Origin of the sequence: Rhizobium sp. CCGE531 (assembly GCF_003627795.1) — a bacterium.
Taxonomy (GTDB): domain Bacteria; phylum Pseudomonadota; class Alphaproteobacteria; order Rhizobiales; family Rhizobiaceae; genus Rhizobium.
In genome coordinates this window covers 437,334-460,091 of the sequence record NZ_CP032685.1, presented here as the reverse complement: position 1 = coordinate 460,091, position 22,758 = coordinate 437,334, and the positions used below count along the sequence as shown (strand labels likewise).

Genomic DNA, 22,758 nt, shown 5'->3' with positions numbered 1-22,758 from the left:
CGCTTCCATGTTCGATCTGATCATTCGCAATGCCAATCTGCCCGATGGCCGCAAGGGCCTCGATATCGCGGTCAAGGATGGCAAGATCGTTGCCGTGGAAGCCTCGATTGCGGCCGAGGCAAAAGAAGAGATCGACGCGACCGGCAGGCTAGTGAGCCCGCCCTTCGTCGATCCGCATTTCCACATGGATGCCACGCTTTCGCTCGGCCTTCCGCGCATGAACGTTTCCGGCACGCTTCTCGAAGGCATCGCGCTATGGGGAGAGTTGCGCCCGATCGTGACGAAGGAAGAACTCGTGGATCGTGCGTTGCGCTACTGCGATCTCGCCGTGACGCAAGGGCTGCTTTTCATTCGCAGCCACGTCGACACGTCCGATCCCAGGCTGGTGACGGCGCAAGCGCTGCTTGAGGTCAAGGAAAGGGTCAGACCCTATATCGACCTGCAGCTCGTCGCCTTCCCGCAGGATGGATACTATCGCGCCAAGGATGGTGTCGCGTCTCTGACGCGCGCCCTCGACATGGGCGTCGACATCGTCGGAGGCATCCCGCATTTCGAGCGCACCATGGACGAGGGCAGAGCCTCAGTCGAAGCTCTGTGCCGGATCGCCGCTGATCGCGGTCTTCCCGTCGACATGCATTGCGACGAGACCGACGACCCCATGTCGCGCCATATCGAGACGCTGGCTGCGGAAACCATCCGCTTCGGACTGCAAGGCCGTGTTGCCGGCTCGCACCTGACCTCGATGCATTCGATGGACAATTACTACGTATCCAAGCTCATCCCCCTGATGGCGGAAGCAAGCATCAACGTCATTCCCAATCCATTGATCAACATCATGCTGCAAGGCCGGCACGACACCTATCCCAAGCGCCGTGGCATGACGCGCGTGCGCGAACTGATGGATGCCGGGCTCAACGTCTCCTTCGGCCATGATTGCGTGATGGACCCCTGGTATTCGATGGGTTCGGGCGACATGCTCGAAGTCGGCCACATGGCCATCCACGTCGCGCAGATGGCCGGCATCGAAGACAAGAAGAAGATCTTCGACGCGCTGACGGTGAATTCAGCCAAGACGCTCGGCCTCGATGGTTACGGCTTGGAGAAGGGCTGCAACGCCGATCTGGTGGTGCTGCAGGCCGTCGACACGCTGGAGGCCCTCCGCCTGAAACCCAACCGTCTCGCCGTCGTCAAGCGCGGCAAGGTCATCGCCCGCTCGGCACCGCGCATCGGCGAGCTTTTCCTCGATGGCAGACCGTCGCGGATCGATGGCGGGCTCAACTACGTGCCTGTCCGGAAGTAGCGCTGACCGTTTGGCAGCCGGAACCATTGCCAACGAACGCGCGACGCATCCAGCGTCCGTCGCAGCGGCGGGCTATGCTCTCCACGACTATAGCATCGCTTATGCGCACCCGAACAAAACCGCGCTTTACAACTAACATGTCAGTATGCTACGCAGTGATCCTACAAGATCGGGAGGATCGGATGAAAGAGAGTTTCGGGTTGTCGGCCGCCCTGGCAACGCCCTTTGACGCGGACGGCGAGATCGCAATTGCGGGCGTGATCGGACAGGCGAAGCACTGCCTTGCCAATGGCTGCAAAAGTGTCACGCTCTTCGGCACTACGGGCGAAGGCGCTTCCATCGGCATGCAGGAGCGCAAGCAGGTTCTTGCCGCCATGGTCGCCGCCGGCATTGCGCCCGAGCAGATCGTCATGGGCGTACTTGTCGACGCTGCCGAGGATGCCGCGGCTCAGGCTGGGCAGGCGCTCTCTCAAGGCGTGCGCAACATCCTTCTGGCGCCGCCTTCCTACTTCAAGAACGTCAGCGACGATGGCCTTTTCAAATGGTTCGCAGCCGTCTTCACCATGCTGGGTACCCATGCCCGTGACGTGATCGTCTACAATATTCCCTCGGTGACGATGGTGCCGCTGTCGATCTCGCTGGTCGGCCGCCTGCGCGCTGCCTTTCCGGATATCGTCGTCGGCGTCAAGGACTCCTCCGGCGACTGGTCCTATACCGAGGAACTGCTGAAGATGCATGGCGACCTCATCATTCTGATCGGCGACGAGCGGCATCTGGCGCGCGGCGTGCGCCTCGGCGGACAGGGCGCCATCTCAGGCATGGCAAACCTCCTTCCCCGCGAGGTTCAGGCCATGGCGGAAAAAGGCATCGACGACGTCAATGTCGAGCGTTTCGTCGAGCAGCTGCTGAACTATCCGGTCATCCCTGCGATCAAGGCCATTCTCGCCCGTTTGACTAAGGACGATAGCTGGCTTGTCGTGCGCCCACCGCTCGTGGCATTGAGCGGAGGTGATTCCGACACGCTCTTTGCTGCCTTCGGCGCGCTGTTTCGCGCCAGGGCGGCCTAACCGAACAGCCCGGAGCCGCTGATGGACGGACCAGGCGAACAGACGACGTTGAGAGAGAAAGCCTATGAGAGCTTCACGCGCCATCTCTTGGCGCGCGACGTTCGCCCCGGGCAATTCATCTCGCAACGACGGCTCGTCGAGCTGACGGGGCTGACGCTTGGCGCGATCCGGGAATTGATCCCACGCCTGGAAGCCGAAGGGCTGATCAAAACGGTGCCGCAGCGCGGGCTGCAGATCGCCCATATCGATCTGGACCTGATCCGCGAGGCCTTTCAGCTTCGTCTCTTTCTGGAAAAGGAAGCCGTCGCGCTATTCACCTATTCGGCGTCGGACGAGACGATTGCCAAGCTTTTGAAGGATCATCGCGATATCGCCGATGCGATCCGGGCCGGCGACAGCACGCCGGAACTCGAACTTCACGCGCAATCGGTGGATTGGGGCATGCACGATGCCTTCATCGACGCGCTCGGCAATACGATCATCTCGAATGCCTATCGGGTCAATTCGATCAAGATGCGCCTGATCAGCCAGGATAGGTTCCGCATTAATGGCCATGTCGGACCCGTGATGGAAGAGCATTTGAAGGTGCTTGAGGCCATTCAGCGACGATCGGCCGACGAGGCGGTTGCCGCTCTCGTATCGCATATCGGCGGAGCACGGGATCGCGCATTGAAGATGTGAACAGCTTTGAATAACAGGCCGCGAATGAGGAGATTTTCGGCCAAAAGAGGAGGAACGGAATGTCATCGTCATTTTTCAACCCGACACGTCGCGGCTTCATGGCCGGTACGGCAGCACTTGGAGCGGCAAGTCTTCTGGGTGTCCGCACCGCCTCGGCGGCCGTCGACTGGAAGCGCTTTTCCGGGACGACGCTCGAGGTCAATCTGATCAAGAGCCCTCGCAGCGAAACGATCCTCAAATATCTGAGCGAGTTCGAAGCCCTGACAGGCATCAAGGTCAATGCGGAGGCGACGCCCGAGCAGCAGCAGCGCCAGAAGACCACGATCGAGCTCAGCTCCGGCAAGCCGAGCTTCGACGTCGTGCATCTGAGCTACCATGTCCAGAAACGCCAGTTCGAAAAAGGCGGCTGGCTTGCCGATATCAGCGGCTTCATGAAGGATCCGTCGCTCACCGATCCGTCGCTGGCGGAAAGCGATTTCGCCGAAGCCGGCCTGAAATTCGCCAAGGATAGCAGCGGCGCCATGCGCTCCCTGCCCTTCTCGGTCGATTACTGGATCGTCTACTGGAACAAGACCCTGTTCGAGAAGAAGGGCCTCGCCTATCCGCAAACCTTCGAGGACATGGCCAAGGCCGCCGAGGCGCTGACAGACAAGTCGACCAACACCTACGGCTTCGTCGCCCGCGGCCTGAAGAACGCCAATACGCCTGTTTGGACCGCCTTCATGCTTGGCGACGGTGCAACGCCGCTCTCGGCCGACGGCAAGCTGCAGACGGAATCACAAGGGGCCGTGGATGCGGCGAAGCTCTATCAGCGCCTGATGACGAAATCCGCACCTCCCGGCGTATCGGGCTTCAACTGGGCGGAAGCGCAATCGGCCTTCCTCCAGGGCAAGATCGGCATGTGGCTCGACGGCGTCGGATTTGCGCCGCCGATCGAAAATCCCGAGAAGTCCCGCGTCGTCGGCCAGATCGGCTACGGCATCATGCCGAAGGGGCCGAATGCGCAGGCCGCGGCAACCTTCGGCGACGGCATCGGTGTTACCGCCGCCAGCCAGAAGAAGGAGGCCGCCTACCTCTTCTGCCAATGGGCGATCTCGCACGACATGGGCGCGCGCCTGCTGCAGGCCGGCGCCGGCGTTCCATTCCGTCAGTCCGTTCTGGAGGATCAGAAGGTCCGTGAAGGCGTGAAAATGCCAGGCGCCTGGCTGGATGCCGTCGCCGGCTCCGCCAAGGTCTCGCAGCTGGCGCTACCCGTCATCATCCCGGTCACCGAGTTCCGCGACATCTACGGCGTCGCACTGACGAACATGATCGGCGGCGCCGATCCGGCAGCCGAGCTGAAAGCGGCAACCGCCCAGTTCGAGCCGGTACTGGCGCGAAGCGAGGGATGATGGCCTCCGTGAGCATCGAAGATACCGCCGCGAAGGCGGACGAAAGAAGGAGCAAGCCGAAACGGCTTGTTCCCAACTACTGGCCCTTCGTCATTCCCGCGCTGATCGTGATTGCCGCCGTCATCGTCTTTCCCTGGGTCTTCACCCTGTGGATGAGCGTGAACAAATGGACGCTCGGCCAGTCGCAGAGCTTCATCGGCTGGGACAATTACGTCCGGCTGGCGGCCGATCTCCGCTTCTGGGAATCGCTTTGGCACACGGTCCTCTATACGGTGCTGTCCGTCGTCGCTCCGCTGATATTCGGAACGCTCGCGGCCCTGATCTTCGATACGAATTTTCCGCTGCGCGGCTTCCTTCGCGGCGTCTTCGTCATGCCGATGATGGCGACGCCGGTCGCGGTGGCCCTGGTCTGGACGATGATGTTCCATCCGCAGCTCGGCGTGCTCAACTATCTGCTCTCGCTTGTCGGCATCGGGCCGCAGGAATGGATCTACAATCAATATAGCGTCATCCCCTCGCTCGTCCTCGTCGAGGTGTGGCAGTGGACGCCGCTCGTCATGCTGATCGTGCTCGGCGGTCTCGCTTCCGTACCGCGCGAGCCCTATGAAAGCGCCGAAATCGACGGCGCCAATGCCTGGCAGAAATTTCGCTACCTGACGATGCCGATGATTGCGCCCTTCCTGATGATTGCCGTCATCATTCGCGGCATCGACGCGATCAAGAGCTTCGACATCATCTATGCGATGACGCAGGGCGGCCCGGGAACGGCGTCCGAAACCATCAATATCTATCTCTACAACACCGCGTTCGCCTATTACGACATCGGCTATGGCTCGGCCATGGCGGTGGTGTTCTTCATCGTCATCGTCGCGCTCTCCTTCATCCTCCTGATGATCCGCCAGCGCACGCGATGGACCGACCAGGAGGGCCATTGATATGAGGCGCACGACGCTCAACCGCATCGGCCTGTTCTTCGTCGCCCTGGTGATCGTTTCGCCTGTTGTCCTGTTTTTCCTCTGGATGATCTCGTTGTCGTTGAAATACGAGATCGACAATGGCGCCTATCCGCCGATCCTCATCCCGGATCGCATCGCCTGGACGAACTACGTCAACGTCTTCCAGGAAAACAACTTCTTCCTCTATCTGTGGAACTCCGTTCTGGTGACGGGTGCGGCCACCCTGCTTGCCCTCCTCATCGGCGTGCCGGCAGGCTACGGTATCGCGCGGCTGAAGGCGGAGAAGTCGGCGATCGTCATCATGATCGCCCGCATGACGCCGGGCCTCTCCTTCCTCATCCCGCTGTTCCTGCTGTTCCAATGGCTCAATCTGCTCGGAACGCTCTGGCCGCAGATCATCATCCATCTCGTCGTCACCGTGCCGATCGTCGTCTGGATCATGATCGGCTATTTCGAGACGACGCCGATGGAGTTGGAAGAGGCCGCAAGTATCGATGGCGCGACGCCCTGGCAGGTCTTTCGCCTCATCGCCTTGCCGATCGCCCGTCCCGGCATCGTCGTCGCTTTCATTCTCTCGGTCATCTTCTCGTGGAACAACTTCGTCTTCGGCATCGTGCTTGCCAGCCGCGAGACCCGCACGCTGCCCGTCGCCGTCTACAACATGCTCTCCTTCGAACAGGTGAGCTGGGGACCGCTTGCGGCCGCGGCCCTGATCGTCACGCTGCCGGTCCTGGTGCTGACGATGTTCGCGCAACGCCAGATCATCGCGGGCCTGACCGCCGGCGCCGTCAAATGAGATTGATCGTGGCATCACTCCCCTTCCTGCTCGACAAGACAAGCGGAAAACGGCCTTGATTTCCTCCACTGCATTTGATCCGCCAACGGGCGCCCCAAAGCATATTTTATGCGTCGGCGCGGCCGTTCTCGATACGCTCTTTCGCGTCCGCACCCTTCCCCAAGGTCAAGGAAAGGTTCTGCCCTACGACATGCTGCAGATCGCCGAAGGCATGGCCTCGAGTGCCGCCTATGCCATTGTGCGGCTCGGCGGCAAGGCGTGCCTGTGGGGCGCCGTCGGCCGCGATGAAACCGGCGAACGTATCATCCGCGATCTCAAAGACGACGGCATCCATGTGGACGGCATGCTGCGTGTGGACGGCGCCCGCTCTGCCGTCTCGGCGATCCTGGTGGACGACGATGGCGAAAGGCTGATCGTTCCTTTTTACGATTCGAAGCTGCACCACACCGTCAAGGAATTCACGGCGGCCGATATGGCCTCATTCGGTGCCGTGCTTGTCGACGTTCGCTGGCCGGCGCTGGCGCTTCAGGTTTTGAAGACTGCAAGAACAATGGGCAAGCCAGCCATTCTTGACGGCGACGTCGCTCCCGACGGCATCATCGAGCAGCTGGCGCCGGAAGCGACCCACATCATTTTCTCGGAGCCGGCCGCTGAGCGCCTGACGGGAACCGGCGATGTTTCCGAGATGGCGCAACGGCTGAAACAACGGTTCGACCATGCCTTCATCTGCGTGACGGCGGGTGGCGCCGGCAGTTACTGGTTCAATGAAGAGATCGGCAAAGTCCAGCACTGTCCGACCATGTCCATCAACGCCGTCGATACGCTTGCCGCCGGTGACATTTTTCATGGAGCTTTCGCGCTCGCCATCGCCGAGGGAATGGCGGCGGAAGACGCGATCCGCTTCTCCTCCATCGCGGCAGCGCTCAAGTGCGAGGTATTTGGTGGACGATCAGGGGCGCCGACCCGCGCCGATGTCATCAGCCGGTCCGATCCGCTTCGCAATCTCTGAATGAGGGCGCATCACCATAATCCAGCAGGCGCTATTGGAGCTTGCGAAAGGTCGCACGACGCTGGTGGTCGCGCACCGGTTGTCGACCCCATCCGCAATGCCGACCGCATTATCGTCATGGGTGATAACGGCATTGTCGAAGAGGGATCGCATGACGCGTTGCTTGCTCGCCACGGTGCCTATGCGCGGCTGCACAATGCGCAATTCGGGCTTTATGCCTGATCCATCCGTATCGATGGATAAAAAAGAGAGCCGAGGCTGATCGCCTCGGCCTTCGTCAAGCCCAGACCGGCCGGGCGATACCCAAATGATCGCGCAGCGTCGTGCCTTCGTAGTCGCGGCGGTAGAGGCCTCTTTCCTGCAGGATCGGCACGACGTCGTTGGCAAAATCCTCAAGGCCGCCGGGGAAGAAGGGTGGCATGACGTTGAAACCGTCTGCGGCGCCGTTTTCGAACCATTGCTGCATGCGATCGGCGATTTCTTCGGCCGTTCCAAGCACGATATGATGGCCGCGGCCGGCGGCGACGCGCAGGGCAAGCTCACGGATCGTCAGTTTTTCGCGACGGGCAAGCTCGGTCAAAAGCTCGGCGCGGCTGCGCAGCTGGTCTGAGATCGGCAGGTCGGGCAGTGGGCCATCAAGATCATAATCGGCAAGGCTATGGCCGAGACGCTCTTCGAGCAGCGGCATGGCGCTCTTGATATCGGTCCAGCGGTTCAGCACGTCCAGCTTCTCGCGTGCTTCGGCAACCGTTCTGCCGATAACGGGCAGGAAGCCTGGCATGACCGCAACATCGTCCGGGCTGCGCCCGACGCCGGCGACCTTGCCCTTCAGGCTCTTATAGAATGCCTGCGCCTCGTCGAGGCTTTGCTGGGCGGTGAAGACGATGTCGGCGGTGCGGGCTGCAAGATCCTGGCCAGGACCGGAGGAGCCGGCCTGGATCAGCACGGGATGCCCCTGCGGCGAGCGTGGAATATTAAGGGGACCCTTGACCGAATAATATTTGCCGGCGTGATCGAGCATCCGCACCTTGTTGGGGTCGGCATAGACGCCGCTCTCCTTGTCCTTGGGGAAGGCATCATCGGCCCAGCTGTCCCAAAGGCCACGCACCACATCGACGAACTCTTCCGCCACCGCATAACGCTCGTCATGCTCCGGATGGCTCTTGGAAAAATTGGCGGCCGTGCGGGCGTAGGAGGTGGTGACGATGTTCCAGGCCGCGCGACCATGGCTCAGATGATCGATCGAGGCGAAGGCGCGGGCGAGATGATAGGGCTCGCCATAGGTGGTCGATGCCGTCGCGGCGAGGCCGATCTTCTCGGTCACCATTGCGAGTGAGGCAAGCAGGGTCAGCGGCTCGAAGCGGGCAATCATCGAGGGATGCGCGTCGAGACCGCTCGTCAGGCCGTCGGCCAGAAAGAGCATGTCGAACTTCGCAGCCTCGGCAATCTGGGCCACACGGCGCAGCAGGTCGAAATTCTCGCTGCCGGATTCCGCTTGAGGATGACGCCAGCCGGAGACGTGATGGCCGGCACCTTGCAGGAAAAGGCCGAGATGGATCTTGCGGGTCTTGCTCATGGGTGCATGCCTTGCGTTTCTTGAAACTTGGATCAGTTCAAACTGTTGGATAGAAGCTGGATGAGGCGATGAAGATCGTCCTCGCCCTGCATGGTTCTCACCAGATCGGGAACGGCCGACACGGCCGGATGGTTGCCGGTCGCGTCGCGGAATTTTTCCGTGGGATCGCTCAAGCCGGGCAAGCCCTTGAACTCGCGCGTCAGATGGCGTCCATCCTTGAGCGTTACCTCGGCAATGACGAAGCGCGTTTTCGGATCGCTCGAAAGACGGGGCGCCGTCTCGTCATGCCGGCGGCGAACACGCCGGGCGATCGCCATCAGATCCTCCCTCACCGGCGTCTCACCGAAATGGCCGATCTTCAGAGCGCCGTCGGCCAAGGCGGTAGCAAAGACATATTCGGCGCTGAAGCGCGCATCGATGCCGGTTGTCGGATCGGTCACGACCAGTGCCGCATCGCCTCCCGGCGGGAAGGTGATGACGACGGCCTCGATCTGTTCTGCGTTCAACCCCTCTTTGCGAAGCTGAAGGCCGATCATGGCGACCGGGTGGCTCGCCGTGCAGCAAGGAAAGGCCTTGAGCGTCAGGCCGGGTGCCACGATCTGCCAAGGGTCGCCCCAGCTCTCGATGGCCGCCTGTGGCCGCTGCTCGCCAAAGGCGAAGGCCGAATAAAAGCCGATCGGATTGTCGAGGAAGTCCCTGGCGCCACCGAAGCCTGCCTTGGCAAGCCTGGCCGAAAGCAGGCCGGAGCGCGCCGCCATGCCGGCATGATAGGGCTTGGCATCATGGCCGAACTGCAGGCGCAGGCCGCTCGAATGCGTGGCGGCAAGCCCCAGCGCCGTGGCGGTCTCGACCACCGAATAGCCGAGCACATGGGCGACGGCCGCCGCCGCACCGATCGTGCCGAGCGTCGCCGTTGCATGAAAACCGTTCTCGTAATGGCGCATGCCGAGCGAGAGGCCGAGGCGCGCCATCGCCTCCAGGCCGACGATATAGCCGGCGATCAAGCAGTCCGCCGATAGCGGCGTCTCCGATGCCAGCGCCAGCAGGGTAGGAACGATGACCGTCGTCGGATGACCGCGTACGCTCCCATGCACGTCGTCATAATCGAGCACATGGCCGGCATGGGCATTGACCAGAGCCGCGGTCAGCGCGTCGGTGCGCCGCCCCTGCCCGATGATAACGGCATCCCCCGGGCCTGCAGGCAACTGTTCCAGCAGGATGCGTGTCGTGCGGTCGGCGGAGCCGCCGAAGGCGCAGGCCAACCAATCGATGATTGCCGTGCGGGCTGCGGCAACAGCCGCCGCATCTTGCAGCGGATCGGCCGATGTGATGGCTTCGGCAAAGGCAGTCGTGAGCGGGAAAGCCTTTTCCATCGTCAAATTCCCTCACCGTCCTCAAGCGAAGCCCGCGCACCGGCAAGGCCGTTGACGAAGCGGCGGATGCGCGCATTTGCCGATGCCTGGAAGATAGCTTCGGGCGGCCCCTGGTCAACGATACGGCCGTTTTCAGTGAAGACCACGACATCGCTGATTTCTTCGGCAAAGCGCATCTCGTGCGTGACCAGAATGCTGGTCATGCCTTCCTTGACGAGATCGCGAATGACGGCAAGCACCTCGCCGACGGTCTCCGGGTCCAGCGCCGAGGTCACCTCGTCGAAGAGGACGAGATCCGGCCGCATCGCCAAGGCCCGCGCAATCGCCACGCGCTGCTGCTGGCCGCCGGACAACTGTCCGGGATAGACGCTTGCCTTCTCGGACAGGCGCACGCGTGCCAGAAGATCGCGGGCGTGACGTTCGGCATCGGCCTGGTTGACGCCGAGGATTCGCGTCGGGGCGATCGTGATGTTGTCGAGCACGGTCAGATGCGGAAAGAGATTGTATTGCTGGAAGACGATGCCGATCTTCTGCCGCAGCTTGATGCGTTCAGCCTCGCTGCGCATCTGGTCGACGCGCGCGCCATTGACCGAGATGCGGCCCGTCTGCGGCGCGACCAGCGCATTGATGCAGCGCAGGATCGTCGATTTTCCCGAACCCGACGGGCCGATGATCGAGACGGTCTGGCCGCGAGCGACCGTTAGATCGATCCCCTTCAGGACCTCGGTCGATCCGAAAGCCAGATGCACATCGGCCAGTTCGACGATCGGATTGGTCTGAGCTTGGCTCATGCCGGCTCCTTTAAGCTTTCAGGCGACGCTCGAGGCGACGCGTCAGGCTGGAAATGGGATAGCAAAGCGCAAAGAACGCCGCCATGACGACGATATAGGCAAGCACGGTGAAATCCAGCCGGCGGACGGCCGTGCTGGCGTCGGTCGCCGCATGCAGCAGCTCATGCACGCCAACCAGAGAGGCAAGCGCGGTCCCCATGGTGATCGAGGCGAAGAGGTTCATCCAGGGCGGCAGCGAACGGCGCGCGCATTGCGGCAGAATGATCCAGCGCAATGCCTGAGACCGGGAGAAGCCGAGGCCTTTGGCCGCCTCCCACTGCGTCGTCGGGATCGACTGGATGGCGCCGCGGGTGATTTCGGCGACATAGGCGCTGGCCGGAATGGCAAGGCCGATCACGGCCTTCACCCAATCGGGGAACGGCAGGTAATGGCCGAAGACCACGATCTCGAAAGGGAAGATATAGGTTGTCGCAAAGATCAGCACCAGATGCGGCGCATTGCGGAAGACCTGGACATAGAGGCCGACGGGGTAGCGTATGATCTTCAGTGGTGCCAGCTCGAGGATACCAAGCAAGACACCGATCAAGGTTCCTCCCGCCATGGCGAGCAGGCTGATGAGAATATTCATCAGGAAGCCGCTACCGAGATAGGGCAACCATTCGATCAGCACAAGCAGCAGCGAGAGGTCGGCCAGCAGCCAGATGACCGCAATCGCGACCAGCGCACCGAACAGCCAGGGCAACCAGTTGCTCGAAGGAGCCGAGGAGAGCTTCGCCACGCTCATGTGCCCACTCCGAAACCAGGCACGGCCAGACGCTTCTCGATCCAGCGCCCGGTCTTGGCGAGGGCAAGATTGATGGCGCTGAAGAATAGCAGGATGACGATCATTAGCTCGACGACATTGTCACGCTGTGTCCACACCATGATCGAGGCATAGGTGATCTCGCTGACGGCAATCGCGTTGCCGACCGTCGTCAGCTTCACGAGATTGATCATATTGTTGACGATCGCCGGCAGCGACGCCCGCAACGCCAGCGGTATCGCGACGAAGCGAAGGATCTGCAGGTGTGTGAAGCCGATGGCGCGAGCCGCCTCCACCGTCTGTTCCGGCACGGCCTCGATGCCGGCACGAAGCGCATCGGCGTGGAGTGCTGCCACATGCAGGCCGACCACGGCAACCACCCAGAAGAACGGCGTCAAAGGATTATGCTGCGCGCCGCCGAGACCATTTGAGACCAGCGTGTTCAGCACAAGGAAGCTGAACATTAGCTGGACCAGCGTCGGTGTATTGCGGGTGATCTCAATAAGCACCCTGACGGGTGCGGCCAAAGCCTTGTTTCCCGAGGTCAGCATGGCCGCAAACAGCAGGCCGAACAGCAAGCTGACCGGAATAAGAAGCACAATGAGATAAAGCGTGGTGATGAAACCACCACGCCAGATCTGAGCTTCATAACCGCTGGCCAGGAACTCGTAGTGAAGTCCGATCTTGCCAGTCCAGTCTATGAAGGTCTGAAGAAGCGAACTTCCCATGCAAACCGTTCCTCAACCGACCGATAAGGTCACTTGCCCTCGAGCTTCTTGTGCTCTTCCTCAAGATAGGTCGTGCTGAGCAGGCGGTTCGCCTTGGCATAATCAAGAAGCTTGCCGTTGGCATGCAGTTCCTGGATGGCCTTGTCGAGTGCATCGCGCGTATCGCCTTCGCCCTTGCGCAGCCAGATCACCGAATCGGAAGGAACGAGTTCGGTCGGGAACAGGATCTTGTAATCCTTCCATTCTTCCGGCCGATCCTGAAGCAGCAGACCGACGGTCGCGCCAACATGGACGGCGGCAACGCAATTGCCGCCCTGCAGGGCCAATAGCGATTCCGGCTGGCTCGGCAGTGCCTTCACTTCGGCGCCATATTGCTCCATCAGCGGCTGCGTGTAGTTCGAGCCCTGGGATACGCAGACCGGCTTGCCCTTGAGGTCGCTCCAGTCGTTGAGGCCGCTATCCTTGCGGCCGACGGCAGCGCCGCCGCTGCGATCATAAGGCGTCGGCACATAATCGAGGATCTTGGCGCGCTCTTCCGTGTACTGCATGTTGGCGATCAGGATATCGACCTTGCCCTGCTGCAGGAACTGCACGCGGTTCGGCGGCGTCACCGTCACCGTTTCCAGCTTGACGCCGAGCTTATCGGCAAGCGCCTTGGCGATGTCGAGGTTGAAGCCCTTCTGCTCCTGGCTTGCCGGATCGATATAGCCGAAGGGTGCTCCGGAGAGGATGACGCCGGCGGTCAGAGCGCCGCGACCCTTGATGCGATCGAGCGTCGCATCGGCATGCGCAATCGTGGTGAATAGCGCGCCGCAGGAAAGCGCAGCGGCAAAAAGGACGGCAGATGTTCGCTTGGCAAAATTCATAGGCGTCGGACTCCTTGTCTGCGCGGAACCTAGAGAGGGCAAGCGCAGCAGGCGAGGAATGAGATCCTATTTATCGAGATATCGACGCAACAATTGCCCACATAAACGATAGATTTTAATATACTGAATTTGCCGTCGCTCATGCGCAACAGCAACAATCAATACGATCACTGGAAATCGAATATGCTCAGGCCCGTCGCCATTTCGTCGAGACCGAGCGGGCGCGTCACCGGCGGCTCTGCTCTCGCCAGACAGCCCTGACGCTCGCACAGGCGACAGGCCGGGCCGATCGCGACTGGCATCGGGCCAAGCGCCTTGCCGTAGATCACCTCGTCGCGATGGGCGATATCGCAGCCGATGAGGAGCGCGGTGCGGCGTATCCTTTCCCCGAAGTCGGCCCGCGGCCCCTCGACCGTGCGCGATATGGTGAGAAATCCGCCACCGTCAGGCATTTGCGTGTCGTCCACCAATATCTGCCCGGGTTGGGCAAAGGCGGCATGGATATTGAGCTTGGGACAGCCGCCGCCGAAGCGCGCCTGCGGAAAGCCTTGGCCACCCGCCTTGCGCAGGCGATGGCCGGCACTATCGATCTCCATCAGGAAAAACGGAATACCGGATGCGCCCGGACGCTGCAGGCTGGCTAGTCGCGTCGCGGCCTGCTCGTAGGACACGCCGAAGCGGGCAGCGAGCCCGTCGATGTCGTAGTGCAGGCGCTGCGCCGCCGAAAGATAGGCACTATAAGGCATCAGCAGGGCATGGGACGCGTAGCGCGCCAGCTCGAAGCGGGCGATACGCTTGGCTTCCGGCGTCGAGAGCGCAAGCGCCTCCAGTTCGGCGGCGATCTCTTCGCGCATCGCCAAGGCCGAGACCTCGGTCGCAATCTCCCGAAGCTGATCGAAGGGCGACAATCGTTCGGACAGGAAAAGCCGCATGGAATGCCGGTCGTAACGCCGGCGCAAGCCCGGCATGGCGCGCACCGGCAGCAGACGCACGGCAATGCCATGCTCGCTCTTCAACCACGCCTTCAAACCGCCCGCCATATCGTCGCCGGACGAAAGGCGCTCATGGAAGCCTTCGGCGGCATCTTCGATGCGGGCAAAAAAGTTCGGGCGCGCCTGCAGACGATCGTGAACCTCGTCGAGCGGCAGGCGGGGACCGGCGACATCGGCAACCCGGCCTTCGCGGGACAGAAGCTCGGCGAGATCGGACAGTCTTGCGGCCTGCTCGCGATAGGCGCGATAAAGCCGGATCACGCCGTTTGCCGCATTCGGCGCGGCTTCGGCAAGCTCGATCAGCTCCTGATCGCCGGGGATTTCACCTGATAGCAGCGGATCGGCAAAGACTTCACGCAACTGCCCCGCACTACCGCCCTGCTCGCCCTGCAGCTCATCCAGATCGACCTTATACACCGCCGACAGCTTCAACAGCAGCTGCACGGTCAACGGCCGCTGATTGCGCTCGATGAGGTTGAGATAGGACGGCGATATATCAAGCGCCTGCGCCATCGTCGTCTGCGTCAGACCGAGACCCATGCGGATGCGCCGAACCCGAGGTCCCGCGAAGATCTTGCGCTCAACCATATGTCAAACCTTTTACAAATTTTTGCCTAGCCGAATTTTACAGGATTTACAATTTTACTGAGAACCGATGTCAACGATAGCACATCCTAACCCTTTTATCGAACGGGAACTTCCGGTTTTTCTGGCTGGGACAGCAGCGATATTGTAAAAATAGTCACGCAATCGAGATCGATCGGAGGATCGAGAGAAAGTATCGGGAGAATAGCATGACAGATTTTTACAAACTGGTCCCAAGCGCACCCGCCGGGCGTTTCGATGGCATCGAGCGTCCCTATCAGGCTGCGGATGTGGAGCGCTTGCGCGGATCGGTCGCCATCCGCCATACGCTCGCCGAAATGGGTGCTAACCGCCTTTGGCAGCTCATTCACGAGGAAGATTTCGTCAACGCGCTCGGCGCGCTTTCGGGCAACCAGGCCATGCAGATGGTCCGCGCCGGCCTGAAGGCGATTTATCTTTCCGGATGGCAGGTGGCGGCAGACGCCAATACGGCCTCGGCCATGTATCCCGATCAGTCCCTTTATCCCGCCAATGCGGGTCCGGAGCTGGCGAAGCGCATCAATCGCACCCTGCAACGGGCCGACCAGATCGAGACGGCCGAAGGCAAAGGACTTTCGGTCGACACCTGGTTTGCGCCGATCATCGCCGATGCCGAAGCAGGCTTCGGCGGTCCGCTCAACGCCTTCGAGATCATGAAGGCCTATATCGAGGCGGGTGCCGCCGGCGTCCATTTCGAGGACCAGCTGGCATCGGAGAAGAAGTGCGGCCATCTCGGCGGCAAGGTCCTTATTCCGACGGCTGCTCATATCCGCAATCTCAACGCGGCGCGGCTGGCAGCCGACGTCATGGGCGTGCCGACCCTTGTCGTCGCGCGCACGGACGCCGAGGCCGCCAAGCTTCTGACGTCGGACATCGACGAGCGCGACCAGCCCTTCGTCGACTACGATGCCGGCCGCACGGTGGAAGGCTTCTATCAGGTCAGGAACGGCATCGAGCCCTGCATTGCCCGCGCCGTCGCCTATGCGCCGCATTGCGATCTGATCTGGTGCGAAACGTCGAAGCCGGATCTCGAACAGGCACGCAAATTTGCCGAGGGCGTGCATCGAGCCCATCCCGGCAAGCTGCTTGCCTACAATTGCTCGCCGTCCTTCAATTGGAAGAAGAACCTGGATGATGCGACAATCGCCAAGTTCCAGCGCGAGCTCGGCGCGATGGGCTACAAGTTCCAGTTCATCACGCTTGCCGGCTTCCACCAGCTGAATTTCGGCATGTTCGAGCTGGCCCGCGGCTACAAAGCGCGCCAGATGGCCGCCTATTCCGAGCTGCAGCAGGCGGAATTTGCAGCAGAAGCCAATGGCTACACCGCGACCAAGCATCAGCGCGAAGTGGGCACCGGCTATTTCGATGCGGTTTCGCTGGCGATCACCGGCGGCCAGTCATCCACCACGGCCATGCACGGATCGACCGAGCATGCCCAGTTCAAGCCGGCGGCAGAGTAATATCAAGATCATAGGAGGAGAATGAAATGGCATCGATAGCACGCGTTCGCGAGAGAGCCGAAGAGCAATCTCTCACCATGAATACCGATCAGCAGGCAGTCATCCGCATGCTGGCCAATGAGCTGCATCGCCTCAATCAGGCCGTCATGACTGCGGTGGAGGCCGGCGTTTCCGTCGAACTCATCCGCTCGGCCCGCCACCATGGCGGCAACGGCAACTGGGGCGATCTCTTGATCCCCGTCGTCGTCGCCAACGCCGCGCACCAGCCTTGACGAACATACTTTCCAGCCAAACTTCGGGCCGCGCCGTCAATCACCGGCCGGCCCGCTCTCATGGCTGGCATTGACATGCCTCAATTGGGAGTATTTTTGCCGAACTGGATGTTAATCCAGCCAGTTTTCGACACGCAGATCGCGGATGTGCTCAAACTCCCTGGTATGGCCGTGACCAGCACTGCCTCCAGCGCATGGGCATGGGCAGCTATCAACGGGTCGTTTGGACCGATAGGTTTGCTGCCAGTCTCCAGCTCAGCCCCGATGCTGCCGTATTCGGCAATCCGCAGGGATATCGAGTGCGAGCACCGGTATGCTTCCAAGAATGGCCTTGATTTGCGCCAGTAGTTTTGGCGATCCCTTTTTGGCGCAGCCATAGCGCAACTCTGCAGCCGTAATGATGCTGACGCAAATGGCATCTGGCCCAACCTCGACGATGCGTCTGGCAACAGCACCCTGCGGGTTGCGGGCAAGTTCGGACACAATATTGCTATCCAGCATGTAGAGCCTGCTCAAAGAGCAAGTTCCGTCACCAGCAGCAAGGCATCATCGATATTCCGGCCAAGACCGCTTGACATTAGGAGCATATGCTCCAATATCTTCCTCATCGAGAGCATATGCTCTTATCAGATCGAGGAGTGAAGATCGTGAGCCAAGCTGAAATACTTGTAAGCGGTGCGACCGGAAGAACTGGGACGGCCGCCATCGACGAACTGCTCAAGATGGGCAAAACTGTTCGTGCCTATGTGCGCTCGGACGATGACCGGGCAGCAGCCCTGAGACAGCGCGGCCTTGAAACCGCCATCGGTGATTTCACCGATATCGATGCCATCCGGGCCGCCATGGAAGGCATCAGGTCTGCCTATTTCCTGCATCCGATAGCGCCCGGGATCGTTGGGGCAGCGGCCTATTTCGCACAGGCCGCCAAGGAAACTGGCGTGTCGACGATCGTCAACATGTCGCAGATCTCAGCTCGTCGGGAATCGACAAGCCACGCGGCACAAGATCACTGGGTTTCGGAGCGTATCTTCGACTGGTCGGGCGTCCCGACAACCCACCTGCGTCCAACGTTCTTTGCCGACTGGCTCGTCTACCCGCATTTCGCAAAGGAAATCTGGGCAATGCGGAAGATCCAGTTCCCCTTCGAGAACGGTCGCCATGCACCTATTCCCACTGATGACCAGGGTCGGGTGATCGCTCATCTTCTCGCCCATCCGCAGGGCCACGAAGGCAAGATCTACCCTCTCCACGGTCCTGTCGAGATGAACCACACCGAGATCGCCGCCATCATGAGCGACGTCCTTGGCGTGAAGATCGAATACGCGCCGACCTCGATCGAGGAATTCAAGGACAAGATGGAAAATCTTTACAAGTTCCCGCCGTTCCTAGTGCAGCACCTGGTTGAAGTCGCACAGAACTATCGCGACCGCGTCTTCTCGGGAACGAACGACGCAGTCGAGAAGATCACCGGAACTCCCGCACTGACGGTCAAGCAATTCATCACAAACAATCGCGCCGCCTTCGAGTGACGGTCGAGCAGACAGGAGACATTGCAATGGCATATGAACATGAACGTCATCCCTTCCTGGACGACCTGACGGCCGACGCGGAGCTCACCAGTTCCGTAATAAGAGGGCCTGTCATCGGACGCGAAGAGATCAAGCTCACTGTCAATACCGTCGGAACCTTCTACGCTTCGCAGAGCCCCGCGTTTCTGGAGACCGTCGGATCGAGGCTTTTCCTCGAGTACCAAGCCGAATTAACCAGTGGCGAAAAACTCACCGCCACGGTTGTCGTGGATCGTAATCCCGATGGCTCCGTGCCGCGGGTGAGCGTCCGAATGAGCCCGCTTGGCTCGGTCATGGCCCTCTCCGCTCATCTGCGGGGAGCACTCTCCGGAAAGTTGCCGGAAGACCTCTTTCTTTGAACCCAACACCCATCGCGCCAGTAGGCGCAACGTTGCCCTGCCCCTCACTGTTTTAGAAAGGAAATTCAGTCATGGACGTCGCCAACAACACAGTCTTCATCACCGGTGCCAATCGCGGTCTGGGCTTGGCCTTCGCCCGCGAAGCCGTCCGCCGAGGAGCCTCCAAGGTCTATGCGGGGATGCGCAACACCAGCGGCTTTAGCGAGCCGGGTATCATTCCAGTCCAGATCGATGTCACCGAAAAGGCATCGATCGCCACCGCCGCCGAAATCGCCGCTGATACCAACATTCTGGTCAACAATGCGGGCATTGCCGCTCTGATCGACGGACCACTGGCGGAGGATTTCGAAACTCAGTCGCAGCGTCTCTTCGATACCAACTACTACGGCGTGGTCCGCGTGAGCCAAGCCTTCGAGCAAGCACTCTCGAACAAGTCCCATGCCGCCATCATCAATGTTCTGTCTGACATCGTGTGGCTGCCACGGCCAATCCTGACTCCATACGCCGCCTCAAAAGCGGCCGCATGGAGCTTCACGAACCAGCTCCGGCATCACCTTCGTGATCGCGGCATCCAGGTTCTCGGTCTTCACGTAGGCTTCGTCGATACAGATCTGACCAACGGCATCGACGTCCCGAAGGCCAATCCAGCGGACGTCGTGCGCCGGACCTATGATGCGCTCACCATTGGCAAGAGCGAAATCATGGCTGACGAGGGAACGACTTTGCTGAAGAGTACGCTTGCAGCCGTAGATCCCGGCTATATCACGCCTCCCCAAGGCATGTTCTGATAGTGGGGAAGGCCGCCGGTATCTATAAGCAGGCCATGGGCAGGAGATTTTCAGAATTTTCCTGCCCATGGCTTTAGCAATGCACGGCTCTCGAGAGGAAATTGAGATGTTGACAGCTAACCAACCGCTAGGAATCGATCAATGCACCTGCTCCGCCATGAGAAAGGCTGCTCGGCAGATTACCCGTTTCTATGATAGCCGCCTAGAGCCAACCGGACTACGTATCACGCAGTTTTTGAGCCTCGCCGCCCTTGAAGAAGCGGGCGGGGCTGCTGTGAACACTCTCGCCGAGCGGCTCGATATCGAGCGGACGGCTATGGGAAAGATGGTCGGCTTTCTTGAGCGCGACGGCTTTGTCACGATGAAGCCGTCTCTGACGGACGGCCGAGTTCGTATCATTGAACTTACAGACCAAGGCCGCCGCCTCCACAAGCAAGCAGAACCCCTCTGGCAAAAAGCGCAGCTGGAATTTGCGCAGCTTAACGGACCTAAAAAAATCCAGACGCTGCGGCAGGAACTGAACGCCATCGATGTCGGAAGTTCGGCGGCCGCTTCCGGAGAATAATCCATCGGGCTGGCGGCGACCGAAAAGCACGACGGAAATCCCCGTCGACCGGCCGTCGCGACCATTCACGACGGAATAATCAACGCTCGTTGAACTATTGTTCTAATCGGACCCTGCGCAGTTAAACCGGCTATATCGGCTCGATTTTGATGATAGCCTTGATGGGATACGAACCCGCCGGCTCGCTCTTGCGCAATCGAAGCCCCTGATGGGCTCGAAAGCCCAGGCCTTCAGGGTGTGGCGTTGGCTCCGAAGTCCGCAAATGCCTGCTCGATGACTTTAGCGCTAGCGTGGGAGGCGACGAGGGCTGCCAGCAGGATTCTCGCCTGCCCCGGCCGCAAGGTGGAGGAGTGAGTGGCGCCGGCATCGGCAAGATCATGCCCGCCACCGCCGCCGCCATAGCTTGAGACGAGCAATCCGTCCGGCACTCGGCTGGAGACCGCGACAGGCACGCCGACATCGGCGCAGCGCCTGACAGCTTCGACCAGATACGAATTGGCATTGCCCGAGCCGAGGGCCGCCAGAACAATGCCATGGGCGCCGGCCCTCAGGCTGGCATCCACGTGTATCGAGTCGCAACCTGGATAGATCGCCACCACATCGATGCGCACGCTGTCGAGCGCTGCCGCAAGGCGCGGGCTTGGCGGATTTTCGAGCGGCCGCGATTGCCGAAAAGCGTCGGAAACATCCGACGAATGCTTATAAAGCCCCCAAGCCGGCAGCAGCCGGCCGCCAAAACAAACGAGCACGCCGCGCGCGGCATTGACCGGATCGATAGCGGCGGCAACGGCGGCGGCAAGGTTGGCGGGTCCGTCAGCCTTGGGATGATCCGCGGTAAACTGCGCACCCGTAAACACGACGGGCTTGTTCAGCCCATGCTGCAGGTGGACGAGCAGCGCCGTCTCTTCCATCGCGTCGGTGCCGTGCAGGATGACGACGCCGCTGACGGCGGCATCGTCAAGCAATTCACCCACCTTGTCGCTGATAGCCTGCATGTCGGCAAGCGTGAGGCTCGCCGAATCCTTCGCCATCAGTTCGATGGGCTTGAGATCGACAGGCATGTCGGGCAGCAACGCCAGCAGGCTTTCGCCTGTCAGAGACGGCGAGCTGGCGCCGTTGTCGGCGCGCTCGCTCGCAATGGTGCCGCCGGTGGCAATGACTGCCACCAGCGGATTGATCCGTTCAGTCGTCACGCCTGGCCCCGCTCAGCCGCCAGCCGGTGGATACGGTCGCGCAGCAGATACCAGCCGATGACCAGGGCCGGAGCGATCAGGATGAGCGACGCGATCGTCCAGGTGCCGACAGGATAGTCGAGCGCCATCAGCACCAGCACCGCGAAGAGGAAGACCAGGGTCAGGATGCCGGTATAGGGCGCGCCGAACATGCGGAAATCCGGACGGGCCATCTCGCCGCGCTTCGCAAGCTTCCAGAGCTTCAGCTGGCACAGTACGATGACGGCCCAGGCGGAGATGATGCCGAGTGCCGAGAGATTGAGCGCAATCTCGAATGCGGCCGACGGCACCACGGCGTTCAATGCCACGCCGATGACGGTCACGGCGGCCGTGACCGCAATGCCGCCATAGGGCACGCCCGCCCTGTTCATCCTGGCAAGCGCCGCCGGCGCCGAGCCGGAAACCGCCATCGAATGCAGGATGCGGCCGGTGGAATAAAGGCCGGCATTGAGCGATGACAGCACGGCCGTCAGTACGACCAGGTTCATGATGACGTCGGCGCCTTGGATGCCGATCGTCCCGAAGAAGGTGACGAAGGGGCTCTCGCCGGCCTTATAGGCCGTATAGGGCAAAAGCAGCGACAGAAGCAGCACCGAGCCGACATAGAAGATCAGCAGGCGCGCAACCACGGTGCGGATCGCGCCCGGCATCACCTTGCGCGGATCTTCCGTTTCGCCGGCAGTCGTGCCGATCAGCTCGATCGACGCATAGGCAAAGACCACGCCTTGTATGATGACGAAGGCAGGCAGGATGCCATTGGGGAAAAAGCCGCCGCTGTCACTGATGATGCTGAAACCAGCCGTATGGCCGGCGATCGGCGTTCCCGAGACGACGAAATAGATGCCGATGACCAGGAAGCTGGCAAGCGCCAGAACCTTGATCAGGCTGAACCAGAATTCGAGTTCGCCGAAAACCTTGACGGATAGCAGGTTCATGACCAGCACCACCATCAGCGCGATGAGCGCGAAGACCCACTGATCGATGCCGGCGAGCCAGGGAACGTAGTGCTTGAAGAAATTCATGTAGAGCGCGACGGCCGTCACATCGGCAACCGAGGTCATCGCCCAGTTCAGCCAGTACATCCAGCCGACGGCAAAGGCCATTTTCTCGCCGTAGAACTCGCGGGCATAGGAGACGAAGGAGCCGGAGCTCGGACGGTGCATGATCAATTCGCCGAGCGCACGCAGCACCAGGAAGGCGAAGAAGCCGCAGAGCGCATAGACGAAGATCAGGGCCGGACCGGCTGCGGCGAGCCGCCCGCCAGCACCAAGGAAAAGACCGGTGCCGATCGCGCCGCCAATGGCGATCATCTGGATCTGGCGCGGCTTCAAGGCCTTGTGATAGCCAAGGTCTTCATTGGCCGGCGGCTGGCGTTCCGCCGGCACATTCTGGATGGTTTCGACTGACATTGCTCCTCCCTTGAGCCGTTTGTCCGTGGACGGGTCCGGGGTGCTTGTTTGCACCCGACAGGATGCCCTTTCGCTTTAATCAAGCCGTCGATCGAAGCTTCTGATCGCCGGTCATGCTGTAATGCTGTATGACAGATTTTTTCTTCTTAGCCA

General features: G+C 60.9%; 22 protein-coding genes and 2 pseudogenes. 14 read left to right on the top strand and 10 right to left on the bottom strand.

The annotated features are described in order from the left end of the window. The first annotated feature begins 7 nt into the window (after positions 1-7). The 8 genes and pseudogenes from CCGE531_RS21620 to CCGE531_RS21585 form a co-directional block, all read left to right on the top strand. Positions 8-1,300, top strand: coding sequence for an amidohydrolase family protein (locus CCGE531_RS21620; RefSeq protein WP_120667664.1), 1,293 nt, complete (start codon positions 8-10; stop codon positions 1,298-1,300). 182 nt (positions 1,301-1,482) lie between these two features. Beyond that, complete coding sequence (locus CCGE531_RS21615; RefSeq protein ID WP_120667663.1) at positions 1,483-2,367, top strand: dihydrodipicolinate synthase family protein; 885 nt, start codon at positions 1,483-1,485, stop codon at positions 2,365-2,367. A gap of 21 nt (positions 2,368-2,388) precedes the next feature. Further along, positions 2,389-3,048, top strand: a complete 660-nt coding sequence (locus CCGE531_RS21610; RefSeq protein ID WP_120667662.1) for a GntR family transcriptional regulator — start codon at positions 2,389-2,391, stop codon at positions 3,046-3,048. Positions 3,049-3,107: 59 nt separating this feature from the next. Beyond that, positions 3,108-4,439 carry a sugar ABC transporter substrate-binding protein gene (locus CCGE531_RS21605; RefSeq protein ID WP_120667661.1) on the top strand — a complete coding sequence of 444 codons (1,332 nt, stop codon included), beginning with the start codon at positions 3,108-3,110 and terminating at the stop codon, positions 4,437-4,439. Beyond that, positions 4,439-5,374, top strand: a complete 936-nt coding sequence (locus CCGE531_RS21600; RefSeq protein ID WP_120669286.1) for a sugar ABC transporter permease — start codon at positions 4,439-4,441, stop codon at positions 5,372-5,374. The genes CCGE531_RS21605 and CCGE531_RS21600 overlap by 1 nt, the downstream gene beginning before the upstream one ends. Before the next feature lies 1 nt (position 5,375). Then, a complete protein-coding gene (locus tag CCGE531_RS21595; RefSeq protein WP_120667659.1) occupies positions 5,376-6,191 on the top strand; it encodes a carbohydrate ABC transporter permease in 816 nt (271 codons plus the stop codon). 55 nt (positions 6,192-6,246) lie between these two features. Next, complete coding sequence (locus CCGE531_RS21590) at positions 6,247-7,200, top strand: sugar kinase (protein ID WP_120667657.1); 954 nt, start codon at positions 6,247-6,249, stop codon at positions 7,198-7,200. Between the two features lie 19 nt (positions 7,201-7,219). Continuing rightward, positions 7,220-7,422 (top strand): annotated as a pseudogene (locus tag CCGE531_RS21585) (multidrug ABC transporter ATP-binding protein); the annotation flags it as partial. Positions 7,423-7,477: 55 nt separating this feature from the next. On the opposite strand, the gene CCGE531_RS21580 reads toward CCGE531_RS21585, so the two are convergent. The 7 genes from CCGE531_RS21580 to CCGE531_RS21550 all read right to left on the bottom strand — a co-directional run bounded on the left by CCGE531_RS21580 (position 7,478) and on the right by CCGE531_RS21550 (position 14,916). Then, the gene (locus CCGE531_RS21580; protein ID WP_120667655.1) at positions 7,478-8,776 is read right to left on the bottom strand and encodes an LLM class flavin-dependent oxidoreductase; all 1,299 of its coding nucleotides are present in this window, start codon (positions 8,774-8,776) and stop codon (positions 7,478-7,480) included. Between the two features lie 32 nt (positions 8,777-8,808). Further along, positions 8,809-10,149 carry an MmgE/PrpD family protein gene (locus tag CCGE531_RS21575; RefSeq protein WP_120667653.1) on the bottom strand — a complete coding sequence of 447 codons (1,341 nt, stop codon included), beginning with the start codon at positions 10,147-10,149 and terminating at the stop codon, positions 8,809-8,811. A gap of 2 nt (positions 10,150-10,151) precedes the next feature. Beyond that, the gene (locus CCGE531_RS21570; RefSeq protein ID WP_120667651.1) at positions 10,152-10,940 is read right to left on the bottom strand and encodes an amino acid ABC transporter ATP-binding protein; all 789 of its coding nucleotides are present in this window, start codon (positions 10,938-10,940) and stop codon (positions 10,152-10,154) included. A 10-nt stretch (positions 10,941-10,950) separates the two neighbouring features. Beyond that, positions 10,951-11,724 carry an amino acid ABC transporter permease gene (locus CCGE531_RS21565; protein WP_120667649.1) on the bottom strand — a complete coding sequence of 258 codons (774 nt, stop codon included), beginning with the start codon at positions 11,722-11,724 and terminating at the stop codon, positions 10,951-10,953. After that, positions 11,721-12,470 carry an amino acid ABC transporter permease gene (locus tag CCGE531_RS21560; protein ID WP_120667647.1) on the bottom strand — a complete coding sequence of 250 codons (750 nt, stop codon included), beginning with the start codon at positions 12,468-12,470 and terminating at the stop codon, positions 11,721-11,723. The genes CCGE531_RS21565 and CCGE531_RS21560 overlap by 4 nt, the downstream gene beginning before the upstream one ends. 29 nt (positions 12,471-12,499) lie before the next feature. Then, on the bottom strand, positions 12,500-13,336 hold the full coding sequence (locus CCGE531_RS21555; RefSeq protein WP_120667646.1) for a transporter substrate-binding domain-containing protein: 837 nt from the start codon (positions 13,334-13,336) through the stop codon (positions 12,500-12,502). A gap of 167 nt (positions 13,337-13,503) precedes the next feature. Beyond that, a complete protein-coding gene (locus CCGE531_RS21550; protein ID WP_120667644.1) occupies positions 13,504-14,916 on the bottom strand; it encodes an XRE family transcriptional regulator in 1,413 nt (470 codons plus the stop codon). A 206-nt stretch (positions 14,917-15,122) separates the two neighbouring features. Between CCGE531_RS21550 and aceA the strand changes: the two genes are divergently transcribed. Further along, complete coding sequence (aceA, locus tag CCGE531_RS21545; RefSeq protein ID WP_120667642.1) at positions 15,123-16,412, top strand: isocitrate lyase; 1,290 nt, start codon at positions 15,123-15,125, stop codon at positions 16,410-16,412. 26 nt (positions 16,413-16,438) lie between these two features. Beyond that, a complete protein-coding gene (locus tag CCGE531_RS21540; RefSeq protein WP_120667640.1) occupies positions 16,439-16,684 on the top strand; it encodes a hypothetical protein in 246 nt (81 codons plus the stop codon). Between the two features lie 111 nt (positions 16,685-16,795). Here CCGE531_RS21540 and CCGE531_RS21535 read toward each other — a convergent pair. Beyond that, a pseudogene (locus CCGE531_RS21535) lies at positions 16,796-17,200 on the bottom strand (type II toxin-antitoxin system VapC family toxin). 131 nt (positions 17,201-17,331) lie between these two features. Between CCGE531_RS21535 and CCGE531_RS21530 the strand changes: the two are divergent. From CCGE531_RS21530 to CCGE531_RS21515, 4 genes are all read left to right on the top strand, one after another. After that, positions 17,332-18,213 carry an NmrA family NAD(P)-binding protein gene (locus tag CCGE531_RS21530; RefSeq protein WP_120669284.1) on the top strand — a complete coding sequence of 294 codons (882 nt, stop codon included), beginning with the start codon at positions 17,332-17,334 and terminating at the stop codon, positions 18,211-18,213. Between the two features lie 26 nt (positions 18,214-18,239). Further along, positions 18,240-18,611, top strand: a complete 372-nt coding sequence (locus tag CCGE531_RS21525) for a hypothetical protein (protein WP_120667638.1) — start codon at positions 18,240-18,242, stop codon at positions 18,609-18,611. Positions 18,612-18,682: 71 nt separating this feature from the next. Further along, positions 18,683-19,399: an SDR family NAD(P)-dependent oxidoreductase gene (locus CCGE531_RS21520; RefSeq protein WP_120667636.1), complete on the top strand. Its 717-nt coding sequence runs from the start codon at positions 18,683-18,685 to the stop codon at positions 19,397-19,399. Positions 19,400-19,505: 106 nt separating this feature from the next. Continuing rightward, complete coding sequence (locus CCGE531_RS21515; protein ID WP_120669282.1) at positions 19,506-19,964, top strand: MarR family winged helix-turn-helix transcriptional regulator; 459 nt, start codon at positions 19,506-19,508, stop codon at positions 19,962-19,964. 230 nt (positions 19,965-20,194) lie between these two features. Here the strand turns inward: CCGE531_RS21515 and CCGE531_RS21510 are convergent, their stop codons facing one another. Both CCGE531_RS21510 and CCGE531_RS21505 read right to left on the bottom strand, forming a co-directional pair. Next, entirely contained in the window at positions 20,195-21,157 is a 963-nt protein-coding gene (locus tag CCGE531_RS21510; protein WP_120667634.1) for an asparaginase, read from the bottom strand. Further along, positions 21,154-22,605 (bottom strand): amino acid permease, encoded by a 1,452-nt coding sequence (locus CCGE531_RS21505; RefSeq protein WP_120667632.1) that lies wholly within the window; start codon positions 22,603-22,605, stop codon positions 21,154-21,156. The genes CCGE531_RS21510 and CCGE531_RS21505 overlap by 4 nt, the downstream gene beginning before the upstream one ends. Positions 22,606-22,758: the final 153 nt, after the last annotated feature.

Bases quoted from the DNA above. Each gene is read 5' to 3' on its own strand.
- CCGE531_RS21620 (WP_120667664.1), top strand. From the start codon at position 8: ATGTTCGATCTGATCATTCGCAATGCCAATCTGCCCGATGGCCGCAAG.
- CCGE531_RS21615 (WP_120667663.1), top strand. From the start codon at position 1,483: ATGAAAGAGAGTTTCGGGTTGTCGGCCGCCCTGGCAACGCCCTTTGAC.
- CCGE531_RS21610 (WP_120667662.1), top strand. From the start codon at position 2,389: ATGGACGGACCAGGCGAACAGACGACGTTGAGAGAGAAAGCCTATGAG.
- CCGE531_RS21605 (WP_120667661.1), top strand. From the start codon at position 3,108: ATGTCATCGTCATTTTTCAACCCGACACGTCGCGGCTTCATGGCCGGT.
- CCGE531_RS21600 (WP_120669286.1), top strand. From the start codon at position 4,439: ATGGCCTCCGTGAGCATCGAAGATACCGCCGCGAAGGCGGACGAAAGA.
- CCGE531_RS21595 (WP_120667659.1), top strand. From the start codon at position 5,376: ATGAGGCGCACGACGCTCAACCGCATCGGCCTGTTCTTCGTCGCCCTG.
- CCGE531_RS21580 (WP_120667655.1), bottom strand. From the start codon at position 8,776: ATGAGCAAGACCCGCAAGATCCATCTCGGCCTTTTCCTGCAAGGTGCC.
- CCGE531_RS21575 (WP_120667653.1), bottom strand. From the start codon at position 10,149: ATGGAAAAGGCTTTCCCGCTCACGACTGCCTTTGCCGAAGCCATCACA.
- CCGE531_RS21570 (WP_120667651.1), bottom strand. From the start codon at position 10,940: ATGAGCCAAGCTCAGACCAATCCGATCGTCGAACTGGCCGATGTGCAT.
- CCGE531_RS21565 (WP_120667649.1), bottom strand. From the start codon at position 11,724: ATGAGCGTGGCGAAGCTCTCCTCGGCTCCTTCGAGCAACTGGTTGCCC.
- CCGE531_RS21560 (WP_120667647.1), bottom strand. From the start codon at position 12,470: ATGGGAAGTTCGCTTCTTCAGACCTTCATAGACTGGACTGGCAAGATC.
- CCGE531_RS21555 (WP_120667646.1), bottom strand. From the start codon at position 13,336: ATGAATTTTGCCAAGCGAACATCTGCCGTCCTTTTTGCCGCTGCGCTT.
- CCGE531_RS21550 (WP_120667644.1), bottom strand. From the start codon at position 14,916: ATGGTTGAGCGCAAGATCTTCGCGGGACCTCGGGTTCGGCGCATCCGC.
- aceA (WP_120667642.1), top strand. From the start codon at position 15,123: ATGACAGATTTTTACAAACTGGTCCCAAGCGCACCCGCCGGGCGTTTC.
- CCGE531_RS21540 (WP_120667640.1), top strand. From the start codon at position 16,439: ATGGCATCGATAGCACGCGTTCGCGAGAGAGCCGAAGAGCAATCTCTC.
- CCGE531_RS21525 (WP_120667638.1), top strand. From the start codon at position 18,240: ATGGCATATGAACATGAACGTCATCCCTTCCTGGACGACCTGACGGCC.
- CCGE531_RS21520 (WP_120667636.1), top strand. From the start codon at position 18,683: ATGGACGTCGCCAACAACACAGTCTTCATCACCGGTGCCAATCGCGGT.
- CCGE531_RS21515 (WP_120669282.1), top strand. From the start codon at position 19,506: ATGTTGACAGCTAACCAACCGCTAGGAATCGATCAATGCACCTGCTCC.
- CCGE531_RS21505 (WP_120667632.1), bottom strand. From the start codon at position 22,605: ATGTCAGTCGAAACCATCCAGAATGTGCCGGCGGAACGCCAGCCGCCG.